Origin of the sequence: Amycolatopsis sp. lyj-112 (genome assembly GCF_046549055.1) — a bacterium.
In the GTDB taxonomy this organism is placed as follows: Bacteria; Actinomycetota; Actinomycetes; order Mycobacteriales; family Pseudonocardiaceae; genus Amycolatopsis.
The window spans coordinates 76396-100111 of record NZ_JAJPWS010000021.1 but is presented as its reverse complement, the minus strand read 5'-3'; the positions used below and the strand labels follow the sequence as shown (position 1 = coordinate 100111).

Sequence of the window (23716 nt, the reverse complement as noted above, 5' to 3'; positions counted from 1 at the left end):
AGGTTCGGGTCCGGACGCTGAACTCAAGCTGAAGGAAGCTGAAGACGTCTTCAGCTTCGCGGCTCCCCCGCCGACGGCAGGCGGACGACGAGGCGCGCGCCGCCCTCGTGCTCGGCGACCTCGACGGAGCCGCCATGGGCGCGGGCGATGTCGGCGACGATCGCGAGCCCGAGCCCGGCGCCGCCGTCGTCCCGCGCACGTCCGTCGTCCAGCCGCACGAACCGGTCGAACACCCGCTCGCGATCCTCGGCGGGGATCCCGGGCCCGTCGTCGGTGACCGTCAGCACGCAGAATCCGTCCACTGTGGACACCGAGACGACGACACCGGTGCGGGTGTGGCGTTGCGCGTTGTCCACCAGATTGCGGAGCAGGCGTTCCAGCCGTCCCCGGTTTCCGGCCACCACCGGGGAACCTTCGATCTCCGCGTGGACACCCTGGCGCCCGGAGAGACACGATTCGACCACTTCGGACAGTCGGACCGAGCTCGGCCGTTCCGGGCCGGCGTTGTCCAGCTTGCCGAGCAGCACGAGGTCGGCGACCAGGTCCTGCAGCCGGGTGATGTCGAGCAGCGCGTTCTCGCAGGCGTCGCGCCAATCGAGCCGGTCCGGATGCGCGAGCAGCACTTCCAGCTGCGTCCGCAACGAGGCCAGCGGTGTGCGCAGCTCGTGCGACGCGTCCGCGGTGAACCGGCTCTGACGGGTCACCGCGGTGTCGAGGCGGGCGAGCATGGTGTTCATCGTCCCGGCGAGCCTCGCGATCTCGTCACCGCTGTCGGGGGCCGGGACCCGGCGGGAGAGGTCGTGCGCGCCGATTTCGGCGACCTCGGAACGAATTGCCTCGACCGGGCGCAGTGACCGGCGCACCGCGAACCAGGCGATCACCCCGATCAGCAGGGCGATCACCGGGACACCCGCCAGCAACGTCATGCGCACCGAATCGAGCGCCGCCTGCCCGGAGTCGTCGACCCTGGCGGCGGCGTAGACCGCGTACTTGCTGTCCCCGCTCGTATCCGCCATCACGTGCAACCGGATGTCCACGTAGTCGGCGTCGTCACCGAGTACCCGAGCGCACCCGACGGACTCGTCCATCGAGAGATCGATCTCGCCCGGATGGAGGGTCGCCACGTGATCTCCGCGCTGGAAACCGCCGCCCGGGACGATCGAACCGCTGGAACGAAAGCCGGGACAGGACGCCACCCGCCCGCCGCTCTTCTGGTCGATCACTTCGTAGATCGAGTCCCGGATGAGCAGCCGCAGGTCGCCGGGCGCGGCGCCGGTGTTCAGTACTTGCACGATCGCGGCCGCGCGTTCCCTCGCCACCTGCGCCGCGCCGTCCTCCAGCCGGTTCTGGGCATCGAGCACGAGCCACGCCGACACGACGCCGAGCGCGAGCGCCGACGTCACGAACGAGGTCAGCGCGACCCGGAAGCGGGTCGACCGCAGCACCCTAGGCACCGGAGGTCACCACGTGATACCCGGCGCCGCGGACGGTCCGGAACGTCTCGGCACCGAACGGCACGTCGATCTTGCGGCGCAGCGCGCTCATGTGGACCTCCACCAGGTTCGCGGTCGCCGACGCCGCGAAATCCCAGAGGTTCTCCAGCAGCTCGGCCTTGGTCACCACCTCGCCCGGCCTGCGCATCAGATAGGCGAGCAACGCGAACTCCTTGGTCGTCAACGAAATCTCGGCTTCCCCGCGACGGCAGCGGTGGCCGGCCTGGTCGAGTTCGAGGTCGCCGAGCCGCAGGGTGCCCGGCCGGGTGGCGCCGCCCCGGCGGATCAGCGCCCGCAGCCGGGAAAGCAGGACGCCGTAGGAGAAGGGCTTCGGCAGGAAATCGTCGGCGCCGGTGTCCAGCGCTTCGATTTCGTCGTCCTCGCCGTCTTTCGCGGTCAGCATGAGGATCGGGGTGGCGTCGCCGCGCTCGCGCAGCTTGCGGCAGACGCGGTAGCCGTTGAGTCCCGGCAGCATGATGTCGAGGATCATCGCGGAGTACGGATGCTCGGCGGCGTACCAGAGCGCGTCGCGGCCGTTGTGCGCGACGTCCACGGCATAGCCCTCGGCACTCAGCCCGGCCCGCAGCGATTCGGCCAGCCGCCGCTCGTCCTCGACGAGCAAGATCCTCATCGGCTCACGATCCCATACCCCCCGGCACAAATGCCCTCTTGGCCGGGTGAACCCACTGCCACCATCCGGTCATGCCCGCCAACCGCCTCCGCGGAGCGCTTCTCGTGGCGCTCGTCTTCACCACCATCGCCGGCTGCTCCTCCGAACCCGAGCCCCCGCCGATCTACCGTCTCCAAGGAGACGTCTGCGAAGCGGTGAACGCGGCGGACTTCGAAGCACTCACCCGCGGTATCCCGAAGAAGACCCCGAGCAAGCTCATCACAGGGCTCGACGGCGGGAACTGCGAGATGGAGTTCGACGGTTCCGGCGGCTACGCCAAGCTGGCGACGTTCATCGCGCTCCACCCGTCAGGGGAGGCCGCCGCCAAGACCATGTACGACGACTTCCGGAAGCATGACGGCGAGCGGTCGGGCCCCGGCACCGACATCACCGTGTCCGACGTCGAAGGCCTCGGCACCGCTGCGCACCTGTACCGGCAGCACGACGACAGGAAGCCGTGGGCCGTGGACACCTTCTGGCTCTACAAGTACGGCGTCCGGCACGGGTCGCTGGTCCTCACAGTCAGTGGAAGCGGCTTCGCCGAGGAGACCGAGGGGTGGCCGGCCGCGGAGGAGGACATGAAGGCCAAGGTCAGGAAGAGCGTCGAAGACACCATGAGGACGCTCAAGGGCTGATCACCGCGCGGCCGTCCGGGGGAAGGCACCGCCGCCGTCAGGCGGAGTCTTCCCCCGGGCGGCCCAGTTCTTTGGTCGCTTTCTGGGAGCGATCCCACATGCTGATGCCACTGCCCTTGTCATGACCGACTCGTCCGTTTACGGTCCCCATGGGAGCGCTCCCAGACATCGGATTCCGGTCGCAAGGAGGCGACGTATGAGATTCCGCAGAAAAGTCGTATCGGTGCCCTTGGCCGTCAGCGCGGTACTCACGATGATGGCCGTGCCGGTCGTGCTGGGCTCGAGCGCCGAAGCGGCGCCAGGCTGCAAGGTCGACTACACCATCACCAATCAATGGGACACCGGTTTCGGCGCCACCGTGACCGTCACCAACCTCGGCGACCCGATCAGCGGCGGCTGGACGCTGGGATGGGACTTCCCCGGGAACCAGCAGGTGCAGCAGGGCTGGAACGGGACCTTCGGCCAGCAGGGCGGGCGGGTGACGGTAAGCAATACGAGCTGGAACGGTTCGCTGAGCACCGGCGGGACGGTCTCCCCCGGCTTCAACGGCAGCTACTCGGGCACCAACGCCAAGCCGACGGTGTTCACCTTGAACGGCACCACCTGCACGGGGTCCACCACCCCCACCACGACGACGACGACGAGCTCTCCCACCACCACGACGACCACCCCCGGACCGGGCGGCCCCAAGGCGGACAACCCCTACGCGGGTGCCGGGGTCTACGTGAATCCCGAATGGTCGGCGAAGGCCGCCGCCGAACCGGGCGGCAGCCGGATCGCGAACCAGCCGACCGGGGTCTGGCTCGACCGGATCGCCGCGATCGCCGGGACGAGCACCAGCCGCGGGCTGCGCGGACACCTCGACACAGCCCTCCAGCAGGCCGCCGGCAAACCGACGGTCATCCAGCTGGTCATCTACAACCTGCCCGGCCGTGACTGCGCCGCACTCGCCTCCAACGGCGAACTGAAGGCGGACGAACTGCCGCGGTACAAGACCGAGTACATCGACCCGATCGCCGCGATCCTCGCCGACCCGAAGTACTCGACGCTGCGCGTGGTGACGGTGATCGAGATCGACTCGCTGCCGAACCTGGTCACCAACGTCACGCCCCGCGCGACGGCCACCCCCCAGTGCGACGTCATGAAGGCCAACGGCAACTACGTCAGCGGTGTCGGCTACGCGCTGGCGAAGTTCGGCGCGCTCTCGAACGTCTACAACTACATCGACGCCGGACACCACGGCTGGCTCGGCTGGGACGACAACCTCGCTCCCTCCGCCGCGCTCTTCGCCCAGGCCGCGAAGACGTCCGGCAGCACAGTGTCCAACGTGCACGGTTTCATCGCGAACACCGCGAACTACGGCGCGCTCAAGGAGCCGTACTTCACCGTGAACGACTCGGTGGGCGGCACTTCGGTGCGGACGTCGAAGTGGATCGACTGGAACCGCTACGTCGACGAACTGTCCTACGCCCAGGCGTTCCGGCAGGAAGCGATCCGCGCCGGATTCCCGTCGGACGTCGGCATGCTCATCGACACCTCCCGCAACGGCTGGGGCGGGACCGCCCGGCCGGCCGGCCCGGGCCCGTCCACGACCGTCGACGCCTACGTGAACGGCGGCAAGACCGACCGCCGCATCCACCTCGGCAACTGGTGCAACCAGGCGGGCGCGGGCATCGGCGAACGCCCCAAGGCGGCGCCGGAAGCGGGTATCGACGCCTACGTCTGGATCAAGCCGCCGGGCGAATCCGACGGTGCCAGCAAGGAGATCCCGAACACCGAGGGCAAGGGTTTCGACCGGATGTGCGACCCGACCTACACCGGTAACCCGCGTAACCAGAACAACCTGTCCGGGGCGCTCGCCGACGCGCCGCTTTCCGGGCACTGGTTCTCGGCCCAGTTCCAGGAGTTGCTGAAGAACGCCTACCCGGCGCTCTGAGTTCCTTCGCCCGACCGCTCCGCATGTCATGAAAGGGTCTTTCAGGACACGCTTTGAATCAGCGCTGTCTGTCCTGAAAGACCCTTTCATGACACACCCGGGGCCGCTAACGCCCGACGGCCTGCCACCGCTGGTTCGCCCCGTTGGTGGGCCGATACGTCCCGATCGGCGCACCGTCCTCACGGGACTCGCCGATGACGTCGAGCAACTGCCCGGTCCCGGCGTTCACGAACGCCCAAGTCCCGTCACCGGTACTCGACAGCATCCACCGCGACGCCGCGTTGTCCGTACCCGCCGGAGCGAGCGTCACCGCGCCACCGGCCGCGCTCAGCACCTGACCGGTCCCGGCATGGGTGACCGTGAACTGGTCCCGGTTCCCATACCGCCCGGTGCGATCCGCGAGCGTCCAGCGCTGAGAAGCAGCCGACGCGTCCGTCGTCCGCTGCACCAGCGAACCGTTTTCCGCGCTCAGCGACTTTCCACTTTGGACTCCGGAGAACGAGAACGCCTTACCGGAACCGAGTCCCGTACCCGCGGCGACCGAGCCGACGCCCTCGACCACGAAGCTGGTCACCGACCGGGCCGGTACCCGGAGCGTGGCTCGCTGGTTCGAAACCTTCACCGCCTTGCCGGTCTTGAGCGCACCGCCGACGTCGGTCACGACCGGCGTCACGGTCGCACCCGGCCGGATCTTGCCGAAGCCGGCCAAATCCAGGGTGACGTCCCGGTCGGCGGTCCCCGAGTTGACGTGGACCACCGTCGCCAGGTTCTCCCCGCGCATGGCCGCAGTGCTGGACGAGTCGTTCACGCCGATCATGCGGTCACCCGGCTTGATGTAGTGGGTGAAGTTCCGCATCGTGTGGTACTTCGTGTTCGTCCTGATCGGACAGTTCGCCAGGGTGGCGTTCGCGGGGCAGTCGAACGGGACCTGGATCTCGCCCCAGTTCATCCCCGCCGGGGTCTCGCCGCCCGGCTTCATGTTGTTGTAGTCCTCGATCGGCTGCCAGCCGATCCAGGCGTTCGGCTCCAGCTCGCGCAGGTCGCCGGTGATCTGCTTGGCCATGCCGAGGCCCGGGTCCATGCTGGTGAAGTCCTGGCGATCCAGCCAGCTCCCGCCGACCTCGCTCATCCACAGCGGTTTCGCCGCCCCCTTGGCCAGATCGCGCGGGATCGGCCGGTTGCCGGTGCCGTAGGTGTGCACGTTGAGCCGTCCGGCGGCCGCCCGCGCCTCGGGCGACCAGCCGTGCCAGTCGGCGGCGAAGATGTCCGGGTTGGTCTCGTCCGGAGCGGAGACGATCGCCCGCGAACCGGTCGCCGCCAGCGCCTTGGCCATCTCGGGGATCAGCAGTGACTGGACCGGCGGTCCGACGTGCGCGCCTTCCTGCCTGCCCCCGGTCGGGTTCCCGTCGGCGCCGAGCGTCGTCTTCCAGTAGTTCGTGTTGGGCTCGTTCACCGGGTTCACCGAAGCGAACTTGATGCCGTGCGCGCGTTCCAGCGTCTTGGCGGCGGTCGCCAGGTAGGCGGTGAAGTCGCCGATCTTCTCCGTACGCAGTTGCTCGTCGGTGGCGTTGAAACCACCGGAGACGTAACCCGAAACCGTGTGGAAGTACGGCGGCGAGTTGCTGAACGCCTCCCAGCGCGTGACGCGGTTCTTGATCCGGTCGACCCACCACCGCTGGCTCGGGTCGGCGGCGGGATCGAACTCCGCCGGATCCCCTGGGGTCCACCACTCCTTGTCGGTACGGGTCGTTCCGGCCGGCGCCTTCCACCAGCCTGGGACGGCGCCGCCCGGACGCAGGTACGACGGGACGTCGGGCGCGTTCCCGCCGCCGATGTTGAACCGCGCGATGGTGAAGTTCAGCCCGTCCTTCCCGAACACCATGTCGGCGAGCTTCGTGCGGATGGGGTCGGGGTAGCGGCCGGTGGCCTCGGCCATCCACGCCAGGCTCGCACCCCAGCCGTCGAAGGTCTGGTGGCGGTAGGTGGGATCGGGCCGGACGGTGACCGCCTCGGCGGCCGAAGCCGTCGCGACGACCAGCCCGGCCGCGGCCAATGGTACACAAAGGACGGTGAACAGACGGCGGAACGTGGTTCTGGAGTTCATCGGTGAACTGCCCTTCGTTCGGATCCGTGTGATCGATCGGTCAGGCTTCGGTGTGTCCCAACAGCGGCCGGGGCACGAACCGTGCCTCGGGTTCGAGCATCGTGTCGAGTTCCAGCACGACGACGTCGTTGGTCCCGGCCCTCACCACCGGGCGCGGCACGTACAGGGTCCTTTGTGGACCTCGGCGCCAGTAGCGGCCGAGCAGGAACCCGTTGATCCAGACCATGCCCTTGCCCCAGAGCGCCGTGTCGAGGAAGAGATCGGCGGGTTCGTCGAGCTCGAACCCTCCCCTCACCACCACCGGCCCGGGCAACGGTCCCGGCGGAACACCGTCGGCGGAAACTTCCGGCAGGAGGTCGGGCAGCGCGTCGAGATCGAGAGGGATGACCTCCCAGTCCTTCAGCGGTTCGCCGTGCAGCCGCGCGCCGCCGATGATCCCCTTGGGCTCACCGATCCGCTCCCCGTAGTTGACCCTCCCCTGGTCTTCCACCAGCACCAGGAGTTCCCCCTGGGCGCGGGGCAACCGCACCGCCCGGTCCTGGTGCTCGCGCAGAAGAGTGCCGAGGCGGTCGCCGTCGAAGAACACCGTCGCGCGGTCGCGGACCTCGCAGAACGTCAGCACACCAGGCTGTTCGGCGTCGATCGTCGTCCTCAAGAAGGCGAGACGCGGTGTCGGGGTCAGTTCGTCGAAGGTGGGCAGGCTTTCGTGGACCTGCGCGGTCCCCCACCTTCGCGGCGATTCAAGCAACCAAGCGGGATCGCGCAGCGACGCGACCGGCGTCGGAGCGGGCCGGGCCGGAGGTGGAACGCTGTCGGGAACCTTGTGGTAGCGGGCGATCACGTCGCGGAAGGCGTGGTACTTCGGCGTCGGGTCGCCGGCCTCGTCGAGCGGGGCGTCGTAGTCGTAGGACGTGACCAGCGGCTGGTAGACACCCTTGTCGTTGGCGCCGTTGGTGAGGCCGAAGTTGGTGCCACCGTGGAACATGTAGAGGTTGACCGAGGCACCGGCAGCGAGCAGCGCGTCGAGATCGGCCGCCGATTCGGCGACCGGTGTGGTGTGGTGGTGCGCGCCCCAGTGGTCGAACCAGCCGTTCCAGAACTCGCTGCACATCAGCGGTCCCGTCGGCTGGTGTTCGCGCAGGGTCTTCAGTCGCGCCGTGCTCTGCGAACCGAACGACGCGGTCCGGTGGAGCACCCCGTCGAGGCCGCCGTTCGCCAGCATCTCGTGCGTCGGCTGGTCCACTGTGGTCAGCGGAACGGTGATCCCGGCGGCGCGGGTGTAGTGCGTCAAGGCCGCCAGATACCGCTTGTCGGCACCGAAAGCGCCGTACTCGTTCTCCACCTGGACGAGCACCACCGGCCCGCCCCGGTCGATCTGGTGCGGCGCGACCACGCGGAACACGTCGTCCAGGTAGCCGCGGACGGCGGCGAGATACTTCGGTTCGAAGTGACGGACACGCAGTTCCGGATCGCGCAGCAGCCACGTCGGCAAGCCGCCGTTGTCCCATTCCGCACAGATGTAGGGCCCCGGACGGACGATGGCGTACATCCCGGCCTCGGCGATCAGCCGGAGGAACCGGTCGAGGTCGAGGCCGCCGGAGACGTCGAACTCGCCGGGCTCCGGCGAGTGGGCGTTCCACGCGACGTAGGTCTCGATGGTGTTGAGCCCCATCCGGCGGGCCTTGTCGATCCGGTCCGCCCAGAGGTCCGGATGCACGCGGAAGTAGTGCAGGGCCCCCGAAATGATCTGGAACGGGCTCCCGTCGAGCAGGAAGTCGTTCTCCCCGATAGCGAACTCAGGCATCCCGGACCACCACCGTGGCCAGCCGGAGCGCGGTCCAGGACAGGGGTGGCAGGATCGCGGTGATGATGGTTCCTTCCGGGTCGTGCTCGGCCGTCACCTCGTGCAGCGGGACGGGCCGAACTGGCTCTGCGTGGGCGGAATTCGTGCTGTGGCGGGTATGCCCGTCCGGGACCGAGACGGTCCAGGTCCCGTCCGGGGCCAGCCGGGCGCCTCGTACGCGCACCCGCACCTCGGTCGCCGACTCGGTGGCGCGGTTGGTGAGGAAGAGCGCGCCGCGGCCGTCCTCGTCCAGGGTCGCGGCGGCGTCGACGACGTCCACGCGGCCGTGCAGTCCGGTGTGGACGGTGTCGCCGGTGACTTCGAGGCGCAGGCTGTTCCCGTTCGCCAGCGCGGCGGCCAGGCTGAACGGGTAGAACGTCGTCTGCCGCCAGGCCGGGCCGCCGGGCTCGGTCCGGATCGGCGCGATCACGTTCACCAGTTGCGCCTGGTTCGCCATGGTGACGCGGTCGACGTTGCGCAGCAGGGAGCCGAGCAGCGAGCCGACGACGACGGCATCGGTGACGGTGTAGTCGTCCTCGATGATCGGCGGGTGTTCCCGCCAGCCGCCCGCGATCAGTTCGTGCTGTTCGACGTCGTTCCAGCGGCGCTGGTCCCAGACGTTCCACTCGTCGACGCTGATGCCGATCTTCTTGTCCAGCCCGGCTTTCGCCAGGACCTCGTCGATGATCCCGGCGGTCGTGCGGATATAGGCGTCCAGCCCGGTGGCACTGGCGAGGTAGCTCGCGACGTCGCCGTCGTGCTCCTGGTAGTAGGCGTGCAGGGAGATGTGGTCGGCCAAGGCCGCGGTGTGTTCCAGGACGACGCGTTCCCAGTAACCGAACGTCGGCATCTCGCTGTTCGAACTGCCCGCGACGATCAGTTCGACACCGGGGTCGATCATCCGCATGACCCGCGCGGTCTCGGCGGCGAGACGGCCGTACTCGTCGGCCGTCTTGTGGCCGACCTGCCACGGACCGTCCATTTCGTTGCCCAGGCACCACAACCGGAACCCGAACGGGCGGTCGGCGCCGTTGCTCCGCCGCCGCTCGCTCAGCTCCGTGCCACCGGGGTGGTTGCAGTACTCGAGGACGTCCGCGGCCTCTTGGATGCCGCGGGTACCGAGGTTGACGGCGTACATCACCTCGGTACCCGCGGCTTCGGCCCACGCGGCGAATTCGTGCAGGCCGAAGCGGTTCGGCTCGACACTGTGCCAAGCCGGATCAAGCCGCGCGGGACGCCGCTCCACCGGGCCGACGCCGTCCTCCCAGCGGTGCGCGGAAACGAAGTTCCCGCCGGGATAGCGGACGACGGTCGGCCCGAGTTCACGGACCAGGCCGAGGACGTCGCCCCGGAAACCGCGATCGTCCGATGTGGAGTGTCCCGGTTCGTGGATCCCGGTGTACACGGCCCGGCCCATGTGCTCGACGAAGGAGCCGAACAGCCGTCTCGGGACCGGTCCCACCACCTCCGAGACGTCGGCTTCGATCTGAACGCCCATGCCTCAGCCCGCGCTGACCGTGAAGCCCTGCTGGTTGCCGTAGTCCACGAGCGCCTGCTGCCAGGCGTTCAGTCCGGCGTCGAGCGAGGTGCCGTTGAGGTAGGCCTTGCCCACGGTGTCACTGAAGACGCTGTTGGCATAGGTCTGGTACGGCAGGTAGGTCCAGCCCTTCGCGACGGTCTTCGACGCGTCGTTGAGCACCTGGTTGATCTTCTGCCCGCCGAAGTAGGGATTGGCCTCGTCCAGGAAGGCGGGCGAGTTCAGGTCGGCGGTGGTCGCCGGGAAACCGCCGCTGGCGATGAACGGCTTGACGCCGTTGCCGTGGTTGAGCCAGCGCACGAACGCCGCGGCCAGCGCCGGGTTCCCGCTCTGCTTCAGTACCGACTGAGTGCTGCCGCCGTTCTCCGCGGTGACCGGCTGCCCGTCGTAGGTCGGCATCGGGGCCACCGCCCACTTCCCGGCGCCGCCGGGAACCGACGACTTGAAGTTGCCCGGCATCCAGGCCCCGGTGACCAGCGAGGCGATGGTGCCGTCGCCGAGGGCGCGGAACCAGTCGTCGGACCACTCCTTGATGGGTGCGAGCAATTTGCCTTCGACCAGCTGGTTCCAGGTCGCGGTCCACTTCTTGGTGCCGGCGTCGGCCAGGTTGATCTTCACGTTCCGGCCGTCGGCAGTGAACGGCTTGCCGCCCGCCTGCCAGATCATGCTGCTGGCGAACCCGGGGTCGCCGGTGTCGGAGGTGATGTACTTCGCGGGATCGGCCGTGTGCAGCTTCTTGGCCGCGGCGACGTACTCCTCCCAGGTCTTCGGCACGGCGATGCCGTTCTTGTCGAAGACCTCTTTGTTGTAGAACAGCGCCATGGGACCGGAGTCCTGCGGGAGGCCGTATAGGCCGTTATTCACCCGGACACTCGACCAGGTCGACGGCGAGTAGTCCTTCTCGAACGAACCGAACCCGAACTGGTCGAGGTTGACCAGCGAGTCGGTCAGGGCGAACTGCGGCAGCGCGTAGTACTCGACCTGGGCGACGTCCGGTGCCCCGGAGCCGGCCTTGATCGCGTTCTGCAGCTTGGTGTACTGCTCCTTGTTGGTGCCCGCGTTGACGTAGTTGACCTTGACGTTCGGGTATTCCTTCTCGAACGCGGCGACCTGGTCCTTGGCCGACGGCGTCCAGCTCCAGTAGGTGATCGTCCCGCCGGCCTTGAGCGCCGCGTCGACCGAGTCCTGTGTCCCGGTGACGGCCGCCGGGCCGCTCGCCCCGGAAGAACAGCCGACGGCCAGTGCGGCGGCCAGCGTCACGGCGGCGGCCGCCTTGACGCTTCTACGGATGCGTGACATCGAGTGTCCTTTCACGACGGACGGGTGGGACGGTGGTTGTGCGGCATGGTCATTGTTTGACGCTGCCGGCGCTCAGGCCCGATTGCCAGAACCGTTGCATCAGCAGGAAAGCGATGACGAGCGGGACGATGGTCAGCAACGATCCGGTGAGCACCAGGTGGTACACCGGCTGGGCGCCGGCGCCGGAGGCCTGCGCGCTCCACTGGTTCAGCCCGACCGTGAGCGGATACCACTTCGGCTCGCTGAGCATGATCAACGGGAGGAAGTAGTTGTTCCAAGTGGACACCACGGTGAACAGCCCGACCGTCACGATCCCGGGCACCAGCTGGCGCAGGGTCACCGTGAGGAAGATCCGGATCTCCCCCGCGCCGTCGATCCGTGCTGCCTCCAGCAGTTCGTCGGGGATCGCGTCGGAGGCGTACACCCAGATCAGGTAGAGCCCGAACGGGCTGATCAGCGACGGGATGATGATGGCCAGCGGGGTGTTGGTGAGGCCGAGCTTGCTGAACATCAGGAAGGTCGGCACCGCGAGCGCCGTACCGGGGACCGCCACCGCGCCGAGCACGACCGCGAACACCGCGCGGCGGCCGGGAAAGCGGTACTTCGCCAGACCGTAGCCCGCGGCGGTGGCGAGGATCGTCGCGCCACCCGCGCCGACCACGACGTAGAGCAGTGTGTTCCCCAGCCAGCGCAGGAAGATGCCGTCGTCGTAGGTGAAGGTCTCGCCGATGTTCTCGAACAGCGCGAACGGTCCGCCGAACGCCAGGCCCGACGTGGTGAACAGCGCGGACTGGGTCTTGGTGGCGTTGATCAGCAGCCAGACCAGCGGCACGAGCGTGTAGATCAGGTACAGCGCCATCACCGCGGTGAGGACCCGCGACTTCCGTGGCCGCAGAACCGAAATCGACGTGCGCGCGGCCATCACATCTCCTTCCGGGAGCCGCGCAGCTGCACGACGTAGGCGATGACCGCGGTGATCACGCCCATCACGATCGCGACGGTGGCGGAGTAGTTGTACTGCTGCCCGCCGAAGGAAAGGTTGTAGGCGTACATGTTCGGCGTGTAGTAGGTGCCGATCACGTTGGGCGCCAGGGTGCGCATGATGTTCGGCTCGTTGAACAGCTGGAAGCTGCCGATGATCGAGAAGATCGTGGCGACCACGATCGCCCCGCGCAGCGCGGGCAGTTTCACGCTCAGGATGGTGCGGAACGCGCCCGCGCCGTCGATCGCCGCCGCCTCGAACTGTTCCTTGGGGATCACCTTGAGCGCGGAGTAGAAGATCAGCATGTTGTAGCCCACGAACTCCCAGGTGACGACGTTGCCGATGGAGGCGAGCATCCAGTTGTCCGACAACGGTTTCACCACGTCGCGGCCGAGCAGGTGGTTGAGGTCCGCGGCCAGTCCGAAGTGGTCGCCGTAGATGAAGCCCCACATCAGCGCGGCGACCACGGCGGGAACGGCGTAGGGCAGGAAGATCACGACCCGGAAGAACCCGGACGCGTGCAACCGGGCGCTGTCGATCGCCAGCGCCGCGATGAGCGCGAGCACCAGCATGATCGGCACCTGCACGGCGAGGAACGCCAGCACCCGCTGGAAGGACTCCCAGAACTTCGGGTCCGCCAGCACCTGCGCGTAGTTGTCCACGCCGACGAAGGTCGTGCCGCCGAAGAACGCCTGGTCCCGGAAGAGGCTCAGGACGAACGCGTAGACGATCGGCGCCAGGAAGGTCAGCGCGAAGACCAGCATGAACGGGGCGACGAAGAGCCAGCCCCGCCAGTTGCGGCGTGCGCGGCGCACCGTGGCCGCACGGCGGGGCGGCGCTGGTGCGGGCGCGACCGCTGTGGACGTCATCGTCCCTCCGGGTTCCCTGAGCGAATCGGCGACTCAGCGAAATGTTTACGTCAACATTTGACGGCCGGAGGCTATCGTGTTGACGTAAACATGTCCAGACGCTTCGAGGAGACAGCAAGTGGCCAGCCAGCTCCCGCCGCCTGACGAACCGGCCCGCCGAACCGGCGGCCGCGGCCCGTCGATGGCCGACGTGGCGCGGGAGGCCGGAGTCTCGGGCCAGACCGTCTCCCGGGTCGCCAACGGCAAGTCGAACGTCGACGAGGCGACGCGGGAACGGGTGCTCGCGGCGATGCGCCGGGTGGGCTACCGCCCCAACAGCGCCGCCCGCGCCTTGCGTAACGGCCGGTTCCGCAGTATCGGCGTGATCATCTCGGCGCTCTCGACCTTCGGCAACAGCCGCACCCTCGACGCCGTTTCGTCAGCCGTCGCCGAGGAGGGCTTCTCGATTATCCTGATGCCGGTGAGCAGGCCGTCCCAGGGCGAGGTCTCCGGCGCCTTCAGCAGGCTCAACGAACAGGCCGTCGACGGCGTCATCATCCTGATCGAGCAGCATCAGCTCGATCAGAGTGAAATCGAGCTGCCCCACGGACTTCCCGTCGTCGTCATCGACGCGGGCGGCCGCCGCGACCACGCGAGCGTCGACTTCGACCAGGCCGCGGGCGCCATCGCCGCCACCCGGCACCTGCTCGACCTCGGCCACGAGACCGTCTGGCATATCGCCGGACCGCCCGAGTCCTACGCGGCCGAACGGCGGCGGAACTCGTGGCGCGCGACGCTCGAAGAAGCCGGTCGCGAGGTGCCCCCGCCGCTCACCGGGGACTGGTCACCGCGCTCCGGCTACGAACACGGCGTCCGCCTCGCGGGCGATCCGGCGGTCACCGCGGTGTTCGCCGCCAACGACCAGATGGCACTCGGCCTGCTGCGGGCACTGCACGAAAAGGCCCGGGCCGTCCCGAAGGAGGTGAGCGTGGTCGGGTTCGACGACATGGACGAGGCCGCCCACTTCTGGCCGCCGCTCACCACCGTCCGGCAGTCCTTCGACGAGGTCGGAAAACGGGCCGTGGCCACGTTGCTCGCCGAGATCGCGAACGGCGACGAGGCGGTGGCGATCAGTGTGCCGACCGAACTCATCGTGCGGGCCAGCACCGCGCCGCGTCACTCACGGCCCTGAGCCGCACCGGTGATGTTGCGGACCATCCCGCCGAAGACGACGCCGTGGAACGGCGCGATCCCCTTCCAGTACACGTGCCCGGCCAGGCCGTGCGGTTCGAACACCGCCCGCTGCCGGTAGATCGTCCCGCCGTTCCCGTCGGACTCGACGCCGAGTTCGAGCCAGGCCCGCCCCGGGAGCTTCATCTCCGCCCGCAACCGCAGCAGTTTCGGCCGGTCGAGGTATTCGACGCGCCACCAGTCCAGCGCCTCGCCGAGGTGCAGCCGTCGCGGATCCCGGCGGCCGCGCCGCAGGCCCACGCCGCCGACGAGCCGGTCGGCCCAGCCGCGGATCGACCACGCGAGCGGGAACGAGTACCAGCCGTGTTCCCCGCCGATGGACTCGATCACGTCCCACAAAGCCTCCGGGGAGGCGTCGGTCCGCTGCTCGCGTTTGTCCTCGTAGACCGTTCCGCCCGCCCAGTCCGGGTCGCTGGGCAACGGATCCGACGGCGCGGACGACGTCGAAGCATCCGACCAGCGGGTCGGCACGTCGGCGTTGCGGATCCGGGTCAGCGCCAGTTCCACCGCGTGTTCGTAGTGGGTCAGCCCGGCTTCCGGATCCGGGATGTGCGCGGCGATCGCCCGATCGTGGCAGACCACCTCGTGCACCAGCGATTCGATCAGTGGCATCGCGATCGACCGCGGCACGGGCGTGACCAGGTTGACCCACTGCGCGGAAAGCCAGGGCGTCAGCACCGGAACCGGGACGACCGCGCGCCGGGGAAGGCCGGCGACGACGGCGTAGCGGCGCATCATGTGCAGGTAGGTCAGGACGTCGGGGCCGCCGATGTCGAAAGCACCGTGCACTCCGGACGGTAGCTCCGCGGCGTGCACGAGGTAGTGCAGCACATCGCGGATCGCGATCGGCTGGATGCGGTTGTGCACCCACTTCGGCGTGATCATCGCCGGGAGCCGCTCGGTGAGGTAGCGCAGCATCTCGAAGCTCGCCGAGCCCGAACCGATGATCACCGCGGCCTGCAGGGCCGCGGTGGGCACGCCGGACTCCAGCAGCACCCGCCCCACTTCCGCCCGGGACGCCAGATGCGGCGACAACTCCTCGTCGTCCGGGACGATGCCGCCCAGGTACACCATCCGCTGTACACCCGCGATTTTCGCGGCATCGGCGACAGTCTGCGCGGCCTTCCGGTCGACCTCGACGAAGTCCTTGCGCGCCAAAGAATGCACGAGGTAGTAGACGACCTCGCCGTCGCTCAGCGCGGCCTCGATCGAGGCCGGGTCGGTGACGTCTCCGCGTTCCACCTCGACCTGGTCACGCCACGGCTCTTCGGCGACCTTCTCCGGGGACCTGGCCACCACCCGGACCTCATGGCCCGCTTCGAGCAACTGCGGCACCAGCCGTCCGCCGACATATCCCGTCGCACCGAGCACCACGCATCGCATTCACCCGAGTGTTCCCCGCGAAGCCACCCGGCGCAGCCCGAATAGCCCGTTCAGGGTGCCAAGCGCCCGCGCACCTCCACGGTCGCGGCAATGCTGCCGCGAAGGAAACGCACGATCGTCCGGCGCTCGTCGTCGCCCAGATCGCCCCACGCGGCGGACAGGCTCGCGCCGAGCGGCAGGAAGAACTCGGCGCCGATCCGCCGCGCCTGGTCGTGCATCCGCAACTCGACCTTGCGCCGGTCGGTCGCGCTCCGGTCGCGGAAGAGGTGACCCGCGCGCTCCAGCCGGTCGAGTACCGACGTCGTCGCCGACGCGCTCAGGTGCAGGGCGTCGGCGAGCCTGCTCGGGCTCATCGGCGCGCCCATCTTGGCGGCGTCCATGATCACCGCGAGCGCGTTGAGGTCGGTCCGGTGCAGGCCGTGCGCCTCACCGAACATTTCGGCGAACCGGTCCGATTCGACGGTCAGCTGGCGAAGCAGCAGGACGAGCAGCTCGTCCGTGACCTGTTCGCCCTGGTCGACGGCGTCCGTCATGCCCGATTCCTCCCCTCGCGTTGCTGCCCGGCGCGGACCAGTCTACTATTTCGATCGTCGAAATATTCGTTCGTCGAAGTAGCAAATGCGGGAGCCATCGGTCCATGATCTCGGAAGTCGAACACCCTCCCCGCACGCGGTCGCGAATGCGGTGGCTGCTCCCCGCGCTGGTGGCCGTGGCCTGGCTGATCTTCGGCGGCTTCAGCGGCTCGTACGCCGGAAAACTGAGCCAGGTCACCGAGAACGACAGCAGCAGTTTCCTGCCCGCCTCGGCCGAGGCGACCGAGGTCGGCGAACTCCAGCGGCAGTTCTCCAGCGCGGCCGTCATCCCGGCGATCGTCGTGGCCGAACGGCCTTCGGGGCTGACCAACGCGGACAAGCGATTCCTCGCCGAACGAACGTCGGACGCGCGGCTCGTCCCCGCGCCGGAAAGCACCGCCGCGGGACGGATCGTCGTGCCGCTCGACGCCAGGAGCGATCCCGGTGAAGGCGTCGACGCGCTCCGGGAGGCACTCGCCCGCGACACACCCGACGGCCTGAACGTGCTCGTGACCGGCCCCGCCGCTCAGGCCGCCGACCTCCGCGAGGCGTTCGGCGGGATCGACGGGCTGCTGCTCCTGGTCGCGGGCGCGGTGGTCGCGGTCATCCTGATCATCGTCTACCGCAGTCCGCTGCTCCCCCTGCTGGTACTCCTGTCGGCCGTGTTCGCCTTGGGTGCGGCGAGCCTCGCGGTGTACCTGCTCGCGGACAACGACGTGCTGGCGCTGAACGGGCAGAGTCAAGGGATCCTGTTCATCCTCGTGTTCGGCGCCGCCACCGACTACGCGCTCCTGATGATCTCGCGCTACCGCGAAGAACTGCGATCGACCGACGACGTCCGCACCGCGCTGCGCACGGCCTGGCGCTCGACCATCGAACCGATCGCCGCCTCCGCCGGGACAGTGATCCTCGGCGTCCTCTGCCTGCTGTTCAGCGATCTGAACTCCAACAAGGGTCTGGGCCCGGTCGCCGCGATCGGCATCGCCGCCTCCTTCCTGACGACCATCACCTTCCTTCCGGCCGTCCTGGCCTTGTGCGGGCGCAACGCCTTCTGGCCGTTCCGGCCCGCGGTCGCCGAGACCCCGGAAGAGGTCGGCGGGATCTGGGCTCGCGTCGCGGGCTGGGTCTCGCGCGCACCGCGCGTGATCTGGATCGTGACGACCGTCGTCCTGCTCGCGGGCGGCGCCTTCCTCCCCCAGCTCAAGGCTTCCGGCACCGCGCAGTCCGACGTCTTCCTCACCCCTGTCGACTCCGTCGCGGGACAGGAAGTCCTCTCCCGCTACTTCCCCGGCGGCGCCGGCTCCCCCACGGTGATCATCGCCCCGGCCGAGCAGGTGCAGGCGGTGACCGCGCTGGCGCGTGTCCCCGGAGTCTCCGACGTCAAACAGGCCACCGGGCCGGACGGCGTCCCGCTCGAAGCCGGCGGGCTCGCGAAGATCGAAGCGGTCCTGGCCGCCGCACCGGACTCCGACGCGGCCGTCGCGACCGTCGAACGGATCCGCGAAGCCGTGCACACCGTCGACGGCGCCAAGGTGGGCGGCCCGACCGCGGCCCTGCTCGACACCCGGACGACGTCCGAACACGATCGGATGCTGATCATCCCGATCGTCCTGGCCGTCATCTTCCTGGTGCTCGCGTTGCTGCTGCGGTCGCTGCTCGCGCCGCTGCTGCTGATCGGCACGGTGGTCCTGTCCTTCGCCGCGACCATGGGTGTCTCGGCGCTGGTGTTCAACCACCTCTTCGACTTCCCCGGCGCCGACCCCGTCGTCCCGCTGTTCGGCTTCGTTTTCCTTGTCGCGCTGGGAATCGACTACAACATCTTCCTGATGACCCGGGTCCGCGAAGAGGCTGGCAGGATCGGCACGCGGGATGGGACGCTGCGCGGTCTGCGTGTCACCGGCGGCGTGATCACCTCCGCCGGTGTCGTGCTCGCCGCGACCTTCGCCGCCCTGGCCGTTCTGCCCATTCTCTTCCTGGCGCAACTGGCGTTCATCGTCGCGTTCGGCGTGCTGCTCGACACCCTTCTGGTGCGGTCGCTGCTGGTGCCCGCGCTGGCGGTGGACGTCGGCCGCAAGATCTGGTGGCCCTCGAAACTGGCGAAGTAGGGCCAAGGCGGCTCAGGCGTGACTCGCGTGATCAGGCACCGCACTCACGTGATCAGAGACGGATCTCGCGTGATCAGACGGCGTACACACGAGTGCGGCATCCAGACACGTGAGTTCCGTTCCTGATCACGCGAGTTTGGTGGACCCCGCCGCGACCACCTCGTCGCGCCGGCCGTCCTCGACGTCCGCGGAGGGCCGCCGCATCCCGGGAATGAACGCGGCGATCGCCAGCGCGGTGAGAGCGGTCGCGCAGCCGATCGCCATGATCAGGCGGAAACCGCCCTCGGACGGGACCTGTACCGGTCCGAAGGGGACGGTCAGCCGGGCGAGGATCACTCCGGCCACCGCGCTGGAGATCGACGTGCCGATCGCGCGCATCAAGGTGTTGAGGCTGTTGGCCGCGGCCGTTTCCGACACCGGGACGGCGCCCATGATCAGCGCGGGCATGGCGCCGTAGGCGAGGCCGATCCCGGCGCCGATCGTGCCGGAGACCAGGACCAGTTGCCAGACGCTGGACATCAGCACGGTGCCGAGGCCGTAACCCGCGCCGACCACGAGAGCCCCGAGCATCAGCGTCACCTTGGGCCCGCGCGCCTTCGTGATCCGCGCGGACAGCGGCGCCGTCAGCATCATCACGACGCCGGAGGGCACCAGCACCAGACCGGTGACGAGCATGGTCTGCCCGAGGCCGTAGCCGGTCCCGGCGGGGAGCTGGAGGATCTGCGGCAGCACGAGCGACTGCGCGAACATCGCGAAGGCGAACACGATCGACGTCAGGTTGGTCAGCAGCACCTGCCGCCGGGCGGTGGTGCGCAGGTCCACCAGCGGCCTGGCCGCGCGCAGTTCCCATCGGCCCCACAGCAGCAGGACGACCAGCGCGACACCGAACAGGCCCAGGGTCCGCCCGCTCGCCCAGCCCCACTGCGCGCCCTTCGAGATCGCCAGCAGAAGACAGACGAGCACCACCGAAAGTCCCGCGGCACCGACGAAATCGAACCGGCCGCCGGTGCGCACGTTCGATTCGGGAACGAAGGCGACCACGAGCGCGACGACCACGGCACCGAGGCCGGCCGCGATCCAGAACAGCAGGTGCCAGTCGGCGTTCTCGGCCAGCAACGCGGCCGCGGGCAGGCCGAGGGCGCCGCCGACCCCCAGTGAGGCGCTCATCGTCGCGGTCGCCGCGGCGAGACGTTCGGCCGGGAGTTCGTCGCGCATGATGCTGATCCCGAGCGGGATCACGCCCGCGGCGAAGCCCTGCAAGGCCCGGCCGGCGACCATCGGCACCAGCGTGTCGCTGAGCGCGGCCACGACCGAGCCCGCGATGAGCATCGCGAGGCTGATCAGCAGCAGCCGTCGCTTGCCGTACATGTCGCCCAGCCGCCCGACCACCGGCGTCGCGACCGCGCTCGCGAGCAGGGTCGCGGTGATCACCCAGGTGGCGTCGGCCGCCGACGTGCCGAGGAGTTCCGGAAGCTTCGGGATCAGCGGGATGACCAGGGTCTGCATCAGCGAGACCACGATCCCGCCCAGCGCGAGCACCACCACGACGAGCTGCGGACGGGCGACCGTCCTCGGCGGTGCGGCTGAGGGTGGGTACATACGAGGCCTCCGAAACTGGGGTGCGAGTGTGCCGGGATCAATTTAAGTCAGTTGATTGACTTATGCTAACCGTCCAGGCACTGTGTGAATCAAGGAACAGCCACGCAGAAGGAGCCCTCGATGACGCAAAGTGACGTGGACCGGTTGCCGGACTTCCCCTTCGCGACCGATGCCGCACTGGCGCCGCCTGCCGAATGGGCCGAGTTCCGGGCGAAGTGCCCGGTCGCCAAGGTCGCGTTGGCCAGCGGGGACGAGGCTTCCCTGATCACCCGCTACGAAGACGTCAAACGCGTCCTCTCCGATCCGCGGTTCACCCGGCCGACCCCGGAGGACAACGCCGCCAGGGTCGCGGACACCGAATCGGGCGGCGTGTTCAACAGCGAGATGGCGGGTGTGATCCCCCAGCACGGCGAGGCGCACCTCAAATGGCGCCGCATGCTCGGCAAGTGGTTCACCGCCAAGCGGATGAACGCGCTGCGGCCGGGGATGGAGGCGATGGCCGAGCAGCTCGTCGACGAGATGGTCGCCAAGGGAACGCCCGCGGATCTCAAGGCGGGCGTGGCTTTTCCGCTGCCGGTCTGGGTCATCTGCGACATGCTCGGCGTCCCGGACACCGACCGGGACCGGTTCGCCCACTGGTCCGACGTCATGCTCAGCATGACCCGCTACACCCAGGCGGAATTCGACGTCGCCCAGGCGGAGTTCGGCCGGTACATGGGCGGGCACATCGCCGCCAAGCGGGCGGAGCCGGGCGAGGACATCCTCAGCGCGCTCATCACCGACACCGACGCGGATGGCGAGCGCTGGTCCGACGCGCTCCTGGTCGCCAGCGGGATCGGCCTGCTGATCGCCGGGCACGAGACCACCGCGAACATGATCGCCAAGATGGTGGCGATGCTGCTGGAAGACCGCGGCCGCTGGGAGGCGTTGCTGGCGGACCGGTCGCTGATCCGCACCGCCGTCGAAGAGTCCCTGCGGATGGACGCCAACGCCGGTATCGGCATGTCGCGCTACCTCACCGAGGACTTCGAGGTCGGCGGCACGACCCTGCCGGCGGGCACCACGGCGATGTGCAGCATGGCTTCCGCCAATCGCGACGACCGCGCGTTCGACGCCGCCGACGCCATGAATCTCGACCGCAGCCCGAACGCTCACTTGGCCTTCGGCGCCGGTGCGCACGCATGCCTCGGCCAGCCGCTCGCCCGCACCGAACTGCAGGTGGTGCTCGGTGTCCTGCTGCGCAGGCTGCCGTCACTGGAACTCGCCGTTCCGGCCGATGACCTGCGCAAGGTCGAAGGGCTCGCCGTCGGCGGACTACGGGAACTGCCCGTGCGATGGTGATGCCCATGACGAGCGAGATCACCGGTAAGCCGGTCCGGGCCGAACGGGCGCACGCGACGCGGGAACTGATCCTGACCGTGGCGGAGGAACTGTTCGCCGTCCACGGCGTGTTCGCGGTGTCCAACCGCCAGATCAGCGAAGCGGCGGGACAGGGCAACAACACCGCCGTCGGCTACCACTTCGGCACCAAGGCCGACCTCGTCCGGGCGATCGCCCGGCGGCACTCCGGGCCGATCGAGGCGATCCGCGGCCGCGTGCTCGCCGAGATCGGTGACAGCACCGACGTGCGGGACTGGGTCGCCTGCCTGGTCACCCCCGTCGCCGGGCACCTGTCCGAGCTGGGAAGCCCCACCTGGTTCGCCCGGTTCGGCGCACAGGTGATGACCGATCCCACGCTCCGCCCGATCATGGTCGAGGAGTCGCTGACCTCGCCGTCGCTGGTACGGATCGTCGAGGGCCTGCACCGATGCCTGCCCGACCTGCCCTCCGAGGTGCGGGCCGAACGCGGCGACATGGCCCGGCAGTTGCTGGTCCACATGGTCGCCGAACGCGAACGCGCCCTCGCCGAGGGCACCCCCACTCCCCGGCCGACCTGGCCCGAAGCCGCGACCGGCCTGATCGACGCGCTCGTCGCGATGTGGCTGGCACCGGTCACCTCCGGCTCGATGAAGGAAGAGGACCATGAAGATCACCGTTGACCAGGACAAGTGCTGCGGCGCCGGAACCTGCGTGCTGCTCGCCCCCGACGTGTTCGACCAGCGCGACGAAGACGGCATCGTGCTCCTGCTCGAGGAGCAGCCCGCCGCCGATCTGCACGACATCGTCCGCGAAGCCGCCGACGTCTGCCCCGGCGCCGCGATCGCTGTGAGCGAGAACGCGTGACCGTGCCGGACGAGGTGCTCGTGGTCGGCGCCTCGGCCGCCGGTCTGGCGACCGTGGAAGCCTTGCGTCGCAAGGGCTATCCGGGCCGGGTGACGCTGCTCGGCGCCGAACCGCATCTCCCCTATGACCGGCCGCCGCTGTCCAAGCAAGTCCTGTGTGGGCTCTGGGAGCCCGCTCGCGCCCAGTTACGGCCCGCCGATAAATTGTCCACTTTGGACGCGGAATTCGTGCTCGGAGACGCGGCCACGTCCCTGAACGTCCGGGAACGAACCGTGCACACGTCGGCTGGTCGAGCTTTGAGCGCGGACGCGATCGTGGTGGCGACCGGCCTGCGGCCCCGCACCCTCCCCGGCCAGAACGGCCTGGCCGGAGTCCACGTGCTGCGTACTCTCGACGAGGCATCGGCACTGCGCGCGGATCTGCTGACGTGTTCCCGGGCGGTGGTCGTCGGCGACGGCGTCCTCGGCACCGAGATCGCCGCGAGCGCCGCCGGGATGGGCGTGGCGGTCACCCTCACCGGACCGCAGAAGGCGCCGCTGGCCTACCAGTTCGGCCCGCTCGTCTCGGATCTGATCGCCGGCCTGCACACCGAGCGCGGCGTCACCCTTCGACTCGGCTCCGGCGTCACCGGCCTGGACTCACGCGACGGCCGGGTCACCGGCGTGCGGCTGGAATCCGGCGAAGTGCTCCCGGCGGACGTCGTCGTCGTGGCGTTCGGTGCCACACCGGCGACCGAATGGCTGGAGGGCAGCGGACTGGCGCTGGCGAACGGCCTGGTCTGCGACTCCCGCTGCCGCGCCGCGGAAGGGATCTACGCCGCGGGCGATGTCGCCCGGTGGCACCACGAGACGCTCGATGTGGCCCTGCGCCTGGAAAACCGGACCAACGCCACCGAGCAGGCGAGCCATGTCGCCGAGGTCATCCTCGGCGACGACCGGCCCTACACACCCGTCCCCTACTTCTGGACCGACCAGTTCGACGCCAAGATCCAGGTCCACGGAACGCTTTTCGCGGACGCCGAGGTGTCCCTTGTGGAAGGTGATCCGGCCGGGCGCCGCTTCGTCGCGGAGTACCGGCGGCACGGCGTGGTGACCGGTGTCCTCGGCTGGAACATGCCCAAACAAGCCCGCCTTCGCCGTCCGGCTCTCGGCGGCGCGCTCGTCGGAGGTAAGCCTTGACCAGCACACTCGATCCCGCGGACACCCCGTCGTTCCCGGCGGCCAGGGCCGCGGGCTG

The 23716-nt window shown here is 69.0% G+C and carries 19 protein-coding genes; 8 read left to right on the top strand and 11 right to left on the bottom strand.

Annotated elements, in window-relative coordinates:
• Window positions 1-50 precede the first annotated feature (50 nt).
• Together ACLJRL_RS38915 and ACLJRL_RS38910 are read right to left on the bottom strand one after the other, a co-directional pair.
• Window positions 51-1445, bottom strand: coding sequence for an ATP-binding protein (locus tag ACLJRL_RS38915; protein ID WP_410661409.1), 1395 nt, complete (start codon window positions 1443-1445; stop codon window positions 51-53).
• 1 nt (window position 1446) lies between these two features.
• Entirely contained in the window at window positions 1447-2124 is a 678-nt protein-coding gene (locus ACLJRL_RS38910; RefSeq protein ID WP_410661408.1) for a response regulator transcription factor, read from the bottom strand.
• 71 nt (window positions 2125-2195) lie between these two features.
• Here ACLJRL_RS38910 and ACLJRL_RS38905 point away from each other — a divergent pair, with 71 nt between their 5' ends.
• Together ACLJRL_RS38905 and ACLJRL_RS38900 are read left to right on the top strand one after the other, a co-directional pair.
• Window positions 2196-2798, top strand: a complete 603-nt coding sequence (locus ACLJRL_RS38905; RefSeq protein WP_410661407.1) for a hypothetical protein — start codon at window positions 2196-2198, stop codon at window positions 2796-2798.
• Between the two features lie 196 nt (window positions 2799-2994).
• Window positions 2995-4734 (top strand): glycoside hydrolase family 6 protein, encoded by a 1740-nt coding sequence (locus ACLJRL_RS38900; protein ID WP_410661406.1) that lies wholly within the window; start codon window positions 2995-2997, stop codon window positions 4732-4734.
• 106 nt (window positions 4735-4840) lie between these two features.
• On the opposite strand, the gene ACLJRL_RS38895 is transcribed toward ACLJRL_RS38900, so the two are convergent.
• Genes ACLJRL_RS38895 through ACLJRL_RS38870 form a run of 6 tightly spaced genes read right to left on the bottom strand, consistent with a single transcriptional unit; the run spans window position 4841 to window position 13368 of the window.
• The gene (locus tag ACLJRL_RS38895; RefSeq protein WP_410661405.1) at window positions 4841-6838 is read right to left on the bottom strand and encodes an RICIN domain-containing protein; all 1998 of its coding nucleotides are present in this window, start codon (window positions 6836-6838) and stop codon (window positions 4841-4843) included.
• Between the two features lie 40 nt (window positions 6839-6878).
• A complete protein-coding gene (locus tag ACLJRL_RS38890; protein ID WP_410661404.1) occupies window positions 6879-8642 on the bottom strand; it encodes a glycoside hydrolase family 35 protein in 1764 nt (587 codons plus the stop codon).
• Window positions 8635-10179, bottom strand: a complete 1545-nt coding sequence (locus ACLJRL_RS38885) for an alpha-N-arabinofuranosidase (protein WP_410661403.1) — start codon at window positions 10177-10179, stop codon at window positions 8635-8637. Before ACLJRL_RS38885 ends, ACLJRL_RS38890 begins: the two co-directional genes overlap by 8 nt.
• Before the next feature lie 3 nt (window positions 10180-10182).
• Window positions 10183-11517 carry an ABC transporter substrate-binding protein gene (locus ACLJRL_RS38880; RefSeq protein ID WP_410661402.1) on the bottom strand — a complete coding sequence of 445 codons (1335 nt, stop codon included), beginning with the start codon at window positions 11515-11517 and terminating at the stop codon, window positions 10183-10185.
• A 49-nt stretch (window positions 11518-11566) separates the two neighbouring features.
• A complete protein-coding gene (locus tag ACLJRL_RS38875) occupies window positions 11567-12439 on the bottom strand; it encodes a carbohydrate ABC transporter permease (protein WP_410661401.1) in 873 nt (290 codons plus the stop codon).
• Window positions 12439-13368, bottom strand: coding sequence for a carbohydrate ABC transporter permease (locus ACLJRL_RS38870; RefSeq protein WP_410661400.1), 930 nt, complete (start codon window positions 13366-13368; stop codon window positions 12439-12441). The genes ACLJRL_RS38875 and ACLJRL_RS38870 overlap by 1 nt, the downstream gene beginning before the upstream one ends.
• A gap of 181 nt (window positions 13369-13549) precedes the next feature.
• Between ACLJRL_RS38870 and ACLJRL_RS38865 the strand changes: the two genes are divergently transcribed.
• A complete protein-coding gene (locus ACLJRL_RS38865) occupies window positions 13550-14539 on the top strand; it encodes a LacI family DNA-binding transcriptional regulator (protein ID WP_410661424.1) in 990 nt (329 codons plus the stop codon).
• Here ACLJRL_RS38865 and ACLJRL_RS38860 read toward each other — a convergent pair.
• Window positions 14524-15981, bottom strand: coding sequence for an SDR family oxidoreductase (locus tag ACLJRL_RS38860; RefSeq protein WP_410661399.1), 1458 nt, complete (start codon window positions 15979-15981; stop codon window positions 14524-14526). The genes ACLJRL_RS38865 and ACLJRL_RS38860 overlap by 16 nt on opposite strands.
• Window positions 15982-16031: 50 nt before the next feature.
• Window positions 16032-16514, bottom strand: a complete 483-nt coding sequence (locus ACLJRL_RS38855; RefSeq protein ID WP_410661398.1) for a MarR family winged helix-turn-helix transcriptional regulator — start codon at window positions 16512-16514, stop codon at window positions 16032-16034.
• Between the two features lie 104 nt (window positions 16515-16618).
• On the opposite strand from ACLJRL_RS38855, the gene ACLJRL_RS38850 reads away from it, so the two are divergent.
• Window positions 16619-18658, top strand: a complete 2040-nt coding sequence (locus ACLJRL_RS38850) for an MMPL family transporter (RefSeq protein WP_410661397.1) — start codon at window positions 16619-16621, stop codon at window positions 18656-18658.
• Between the two features lie 126 nt (window positions 18659-18784).
• Here ACLJRL_RS38850 and ACLJRL_RS38845 read toward each other — a convergent pair whose 3' ends face one another.
• Complete coding sequence (locus ACLJRL_RS38845) at window positions 18785-20257, bottom strand: MFS transporter (RefSeq protein ID WP_410661396.1); 1473 nt, start codon at window positions 20255-20257, stop codon at window positions 18785-18787.
• 120 nt (window positions 20258-20377) lie between these two features.
• On the opposite strand from ACLJRL_RS38845, the gene ACLJRL_RS38840 reads away from it, so the two are divergent.
• Genes ACLJRL_RS38840 through ACLJRL_RS38825 form a run of 4 tightly spaced genes read left to right on the top strand, consistent with a single transcriptional unit; the run spans window position 20378 to window position 23658 of the window.
• Window positions 20378-21598 carry a cytochrome P450 gene (locus ACLJRL_RS38840; RefSeq protein ID WP_410661395.1) on the top strand — a complete coding sequence of 407 codons (1221 nt, stop codon included), beginning with the start codon at window positions 20378-20380 and terminating at the stop codon, window positions 21596-21598.
• Between the two features lie 5 nt (window positions 21599-21603).
• Window positions 21604-22296: a TetR/AcrR family transcriptional regulator gene (locus tag ACLJRL_RS38835; protein WP_410661394.1), complete on the top strand. Its 693-nt coding sequence runs from the start codon at window positions 21604-21606 to the stop codon at window positions 22294-22296.
• Window positions 22280-22480 carry a ferredoxin gene (locus ACLJRL_RS38830; protein ID WP_410661393.1) on the top strand — a complete coding sequence of 67 codons (201 nt, stop codon included), beginning with the start codon at window positions 22280-22282 and terminating at the stop codon, window positions 22478-22480. The genes ACLJRL_RS38835 and ACLJRL_RS38830 overlap by 17 nt, the downstream gene beginning before the upstream one ends.
• A complete protein-coding gene (locus ACLJRL_RS38825; protein WP_410661392.1) occupies window positions 22477-23658 on the top strand; it encodes an NAD(P)/FAD-dependent oxidoreductase in 1182 nt (393 codons plus the stop codon). Before ACLJRL_RS38830 ends, ACLJRL_RS38825 begins: the two co-directional genes overlap by 4 nt.
• Window positions 23659-23716 lie beyond the last annotated feature (58 nt).

Excerpts from the sequence above, each read along its gene's own strand:
- ACLJRL_RS38910 (WP_410661408.1), bottom strand. The coding sequence starts at position 2,124 with ATGAGGATCTTGCTCGTCGAGGACGAGCGGCGGCTGGCCGAATCGCTG.
- ACLJRL_RS38905 (WP_410661407.1), top strand. The coding sequence starts at position 2,196 with ATGCCCGCCAACCGCCTCCGCGGAGCGCTTCTCGTGGCGCTCGTCTTC.
- ACLJRL_RS38900 (WP_410661406.1), top strand. The coding sequence starts at position 2,995 with ATGAGATTCCGCAGAAAAGTCGTATCGGTGCCCTTGGCCGTCAGCGCG.
- ACLJRL_RS38895 (WP_410661405.1), bottom strand. The coding sequence starts at position 6,838 with ATGAACTCCAGAACCACGTTCCGCCGTCTGTTCACCGTCCTTTGTGTA.
- ACLJRL_RS38890 (WP_410661404.1), bottom strand. The coding sequence starts at position 8,642 with ATGCCTGAGTTCGCTATCGGGGAGAACGACTTCCTGCTCGACGGGAGC.
- ACLJRL_RS38885 (WP_410661403.1), bottom strand. The coding sequence starts at position 10,179 with ATGGGCGTTCAGATCGAAGCCGACGTCTCGGAGGTGGTGGGACCGGTC.
- ACLJRL_RS38880 (WP_410661402.1), bottom strand. The coding sequence starts at position 11,517 with ATGTCACGCATCCGTAGAAGCGTCAAGGCGGCCGCCGCCGTGACGCTG.
- ACLJRL_RS38875 (WP_410661401.1), bottom strand. The coding sequence starts at position 12,439 with ATGGCCGCGCGCACGTCGATTTCGGTTCTGCGGCCACGGAAGTCGCGG.
- ACLJRL_RS38870 (WP_410661400.1), bottom strand. The coding sequence starts at position 13,368 with ATGACGTCCACAGCGGTCGCGCCCGCACCAGCGCCGCCCCGCCGTGCG.
- ACLJRL_RS38865 (WP_410661424.1), top strand. The coding sequence starts at position 13,550 with ATGGCCGACGTGGCGCGGGAGGCCGGAGTCTCGGGCCAGACCGTCTCC.
- ACLJRL_RS38860 (WP_410661399.1), bottom strand. The coding sequence starts at position 15,981 with ATGCGATGCGTGGTGCTCGGTGCGACGGGATATGTCGGCGGACGGCTG.
- ACLJRL_RS38855 (WP_410661398.1), bottom strand. The coding sequence starts at position 16,514 with ATGACGGACGCCGTCGACCAGGGCGAACAGGTCACGGACGAGCTGCTC.
- ACLJRL_RS38850 (WP_410661397.1), top strand. The coding sequence starts at position 16,619 with ATGATCTCGGAAGTCGAACACCCTCCCCGCACGCGGTCGCGAATGCGG.
- ACLJRL_RS38845 (WP_410661396.1), bottom strand. The coding sequence starts at position 20,257 with ATGTACCCACCCTCAGCCGCACCGCCGAGGACGGTCGCCCGTCCGCAG.
- ACLJRL_RS38840 (WP_410661395.1), top strand. The coding sequence starts at position 20,378 with ATGACGCAAAGTGACGTGGACCGGTTGCCGGACTTCCCCTTCGCGACC.
- ACLJRL_RS38835 (WP_410661394.1), top strand. The coding sequence starts at position 21,604 with ATGACGAGCGAGATCACCGGTAAGCCGGTCCGGGCCGAACGGGCGCAC.
- ACLJRL_RS38830 (WP_410661393.1), top strand. The coding sequence starts at position 22,280 with ATGAAGATCACCGTTGACCAGGACAAGTGCTGCGGCGCCGGAACCTGC.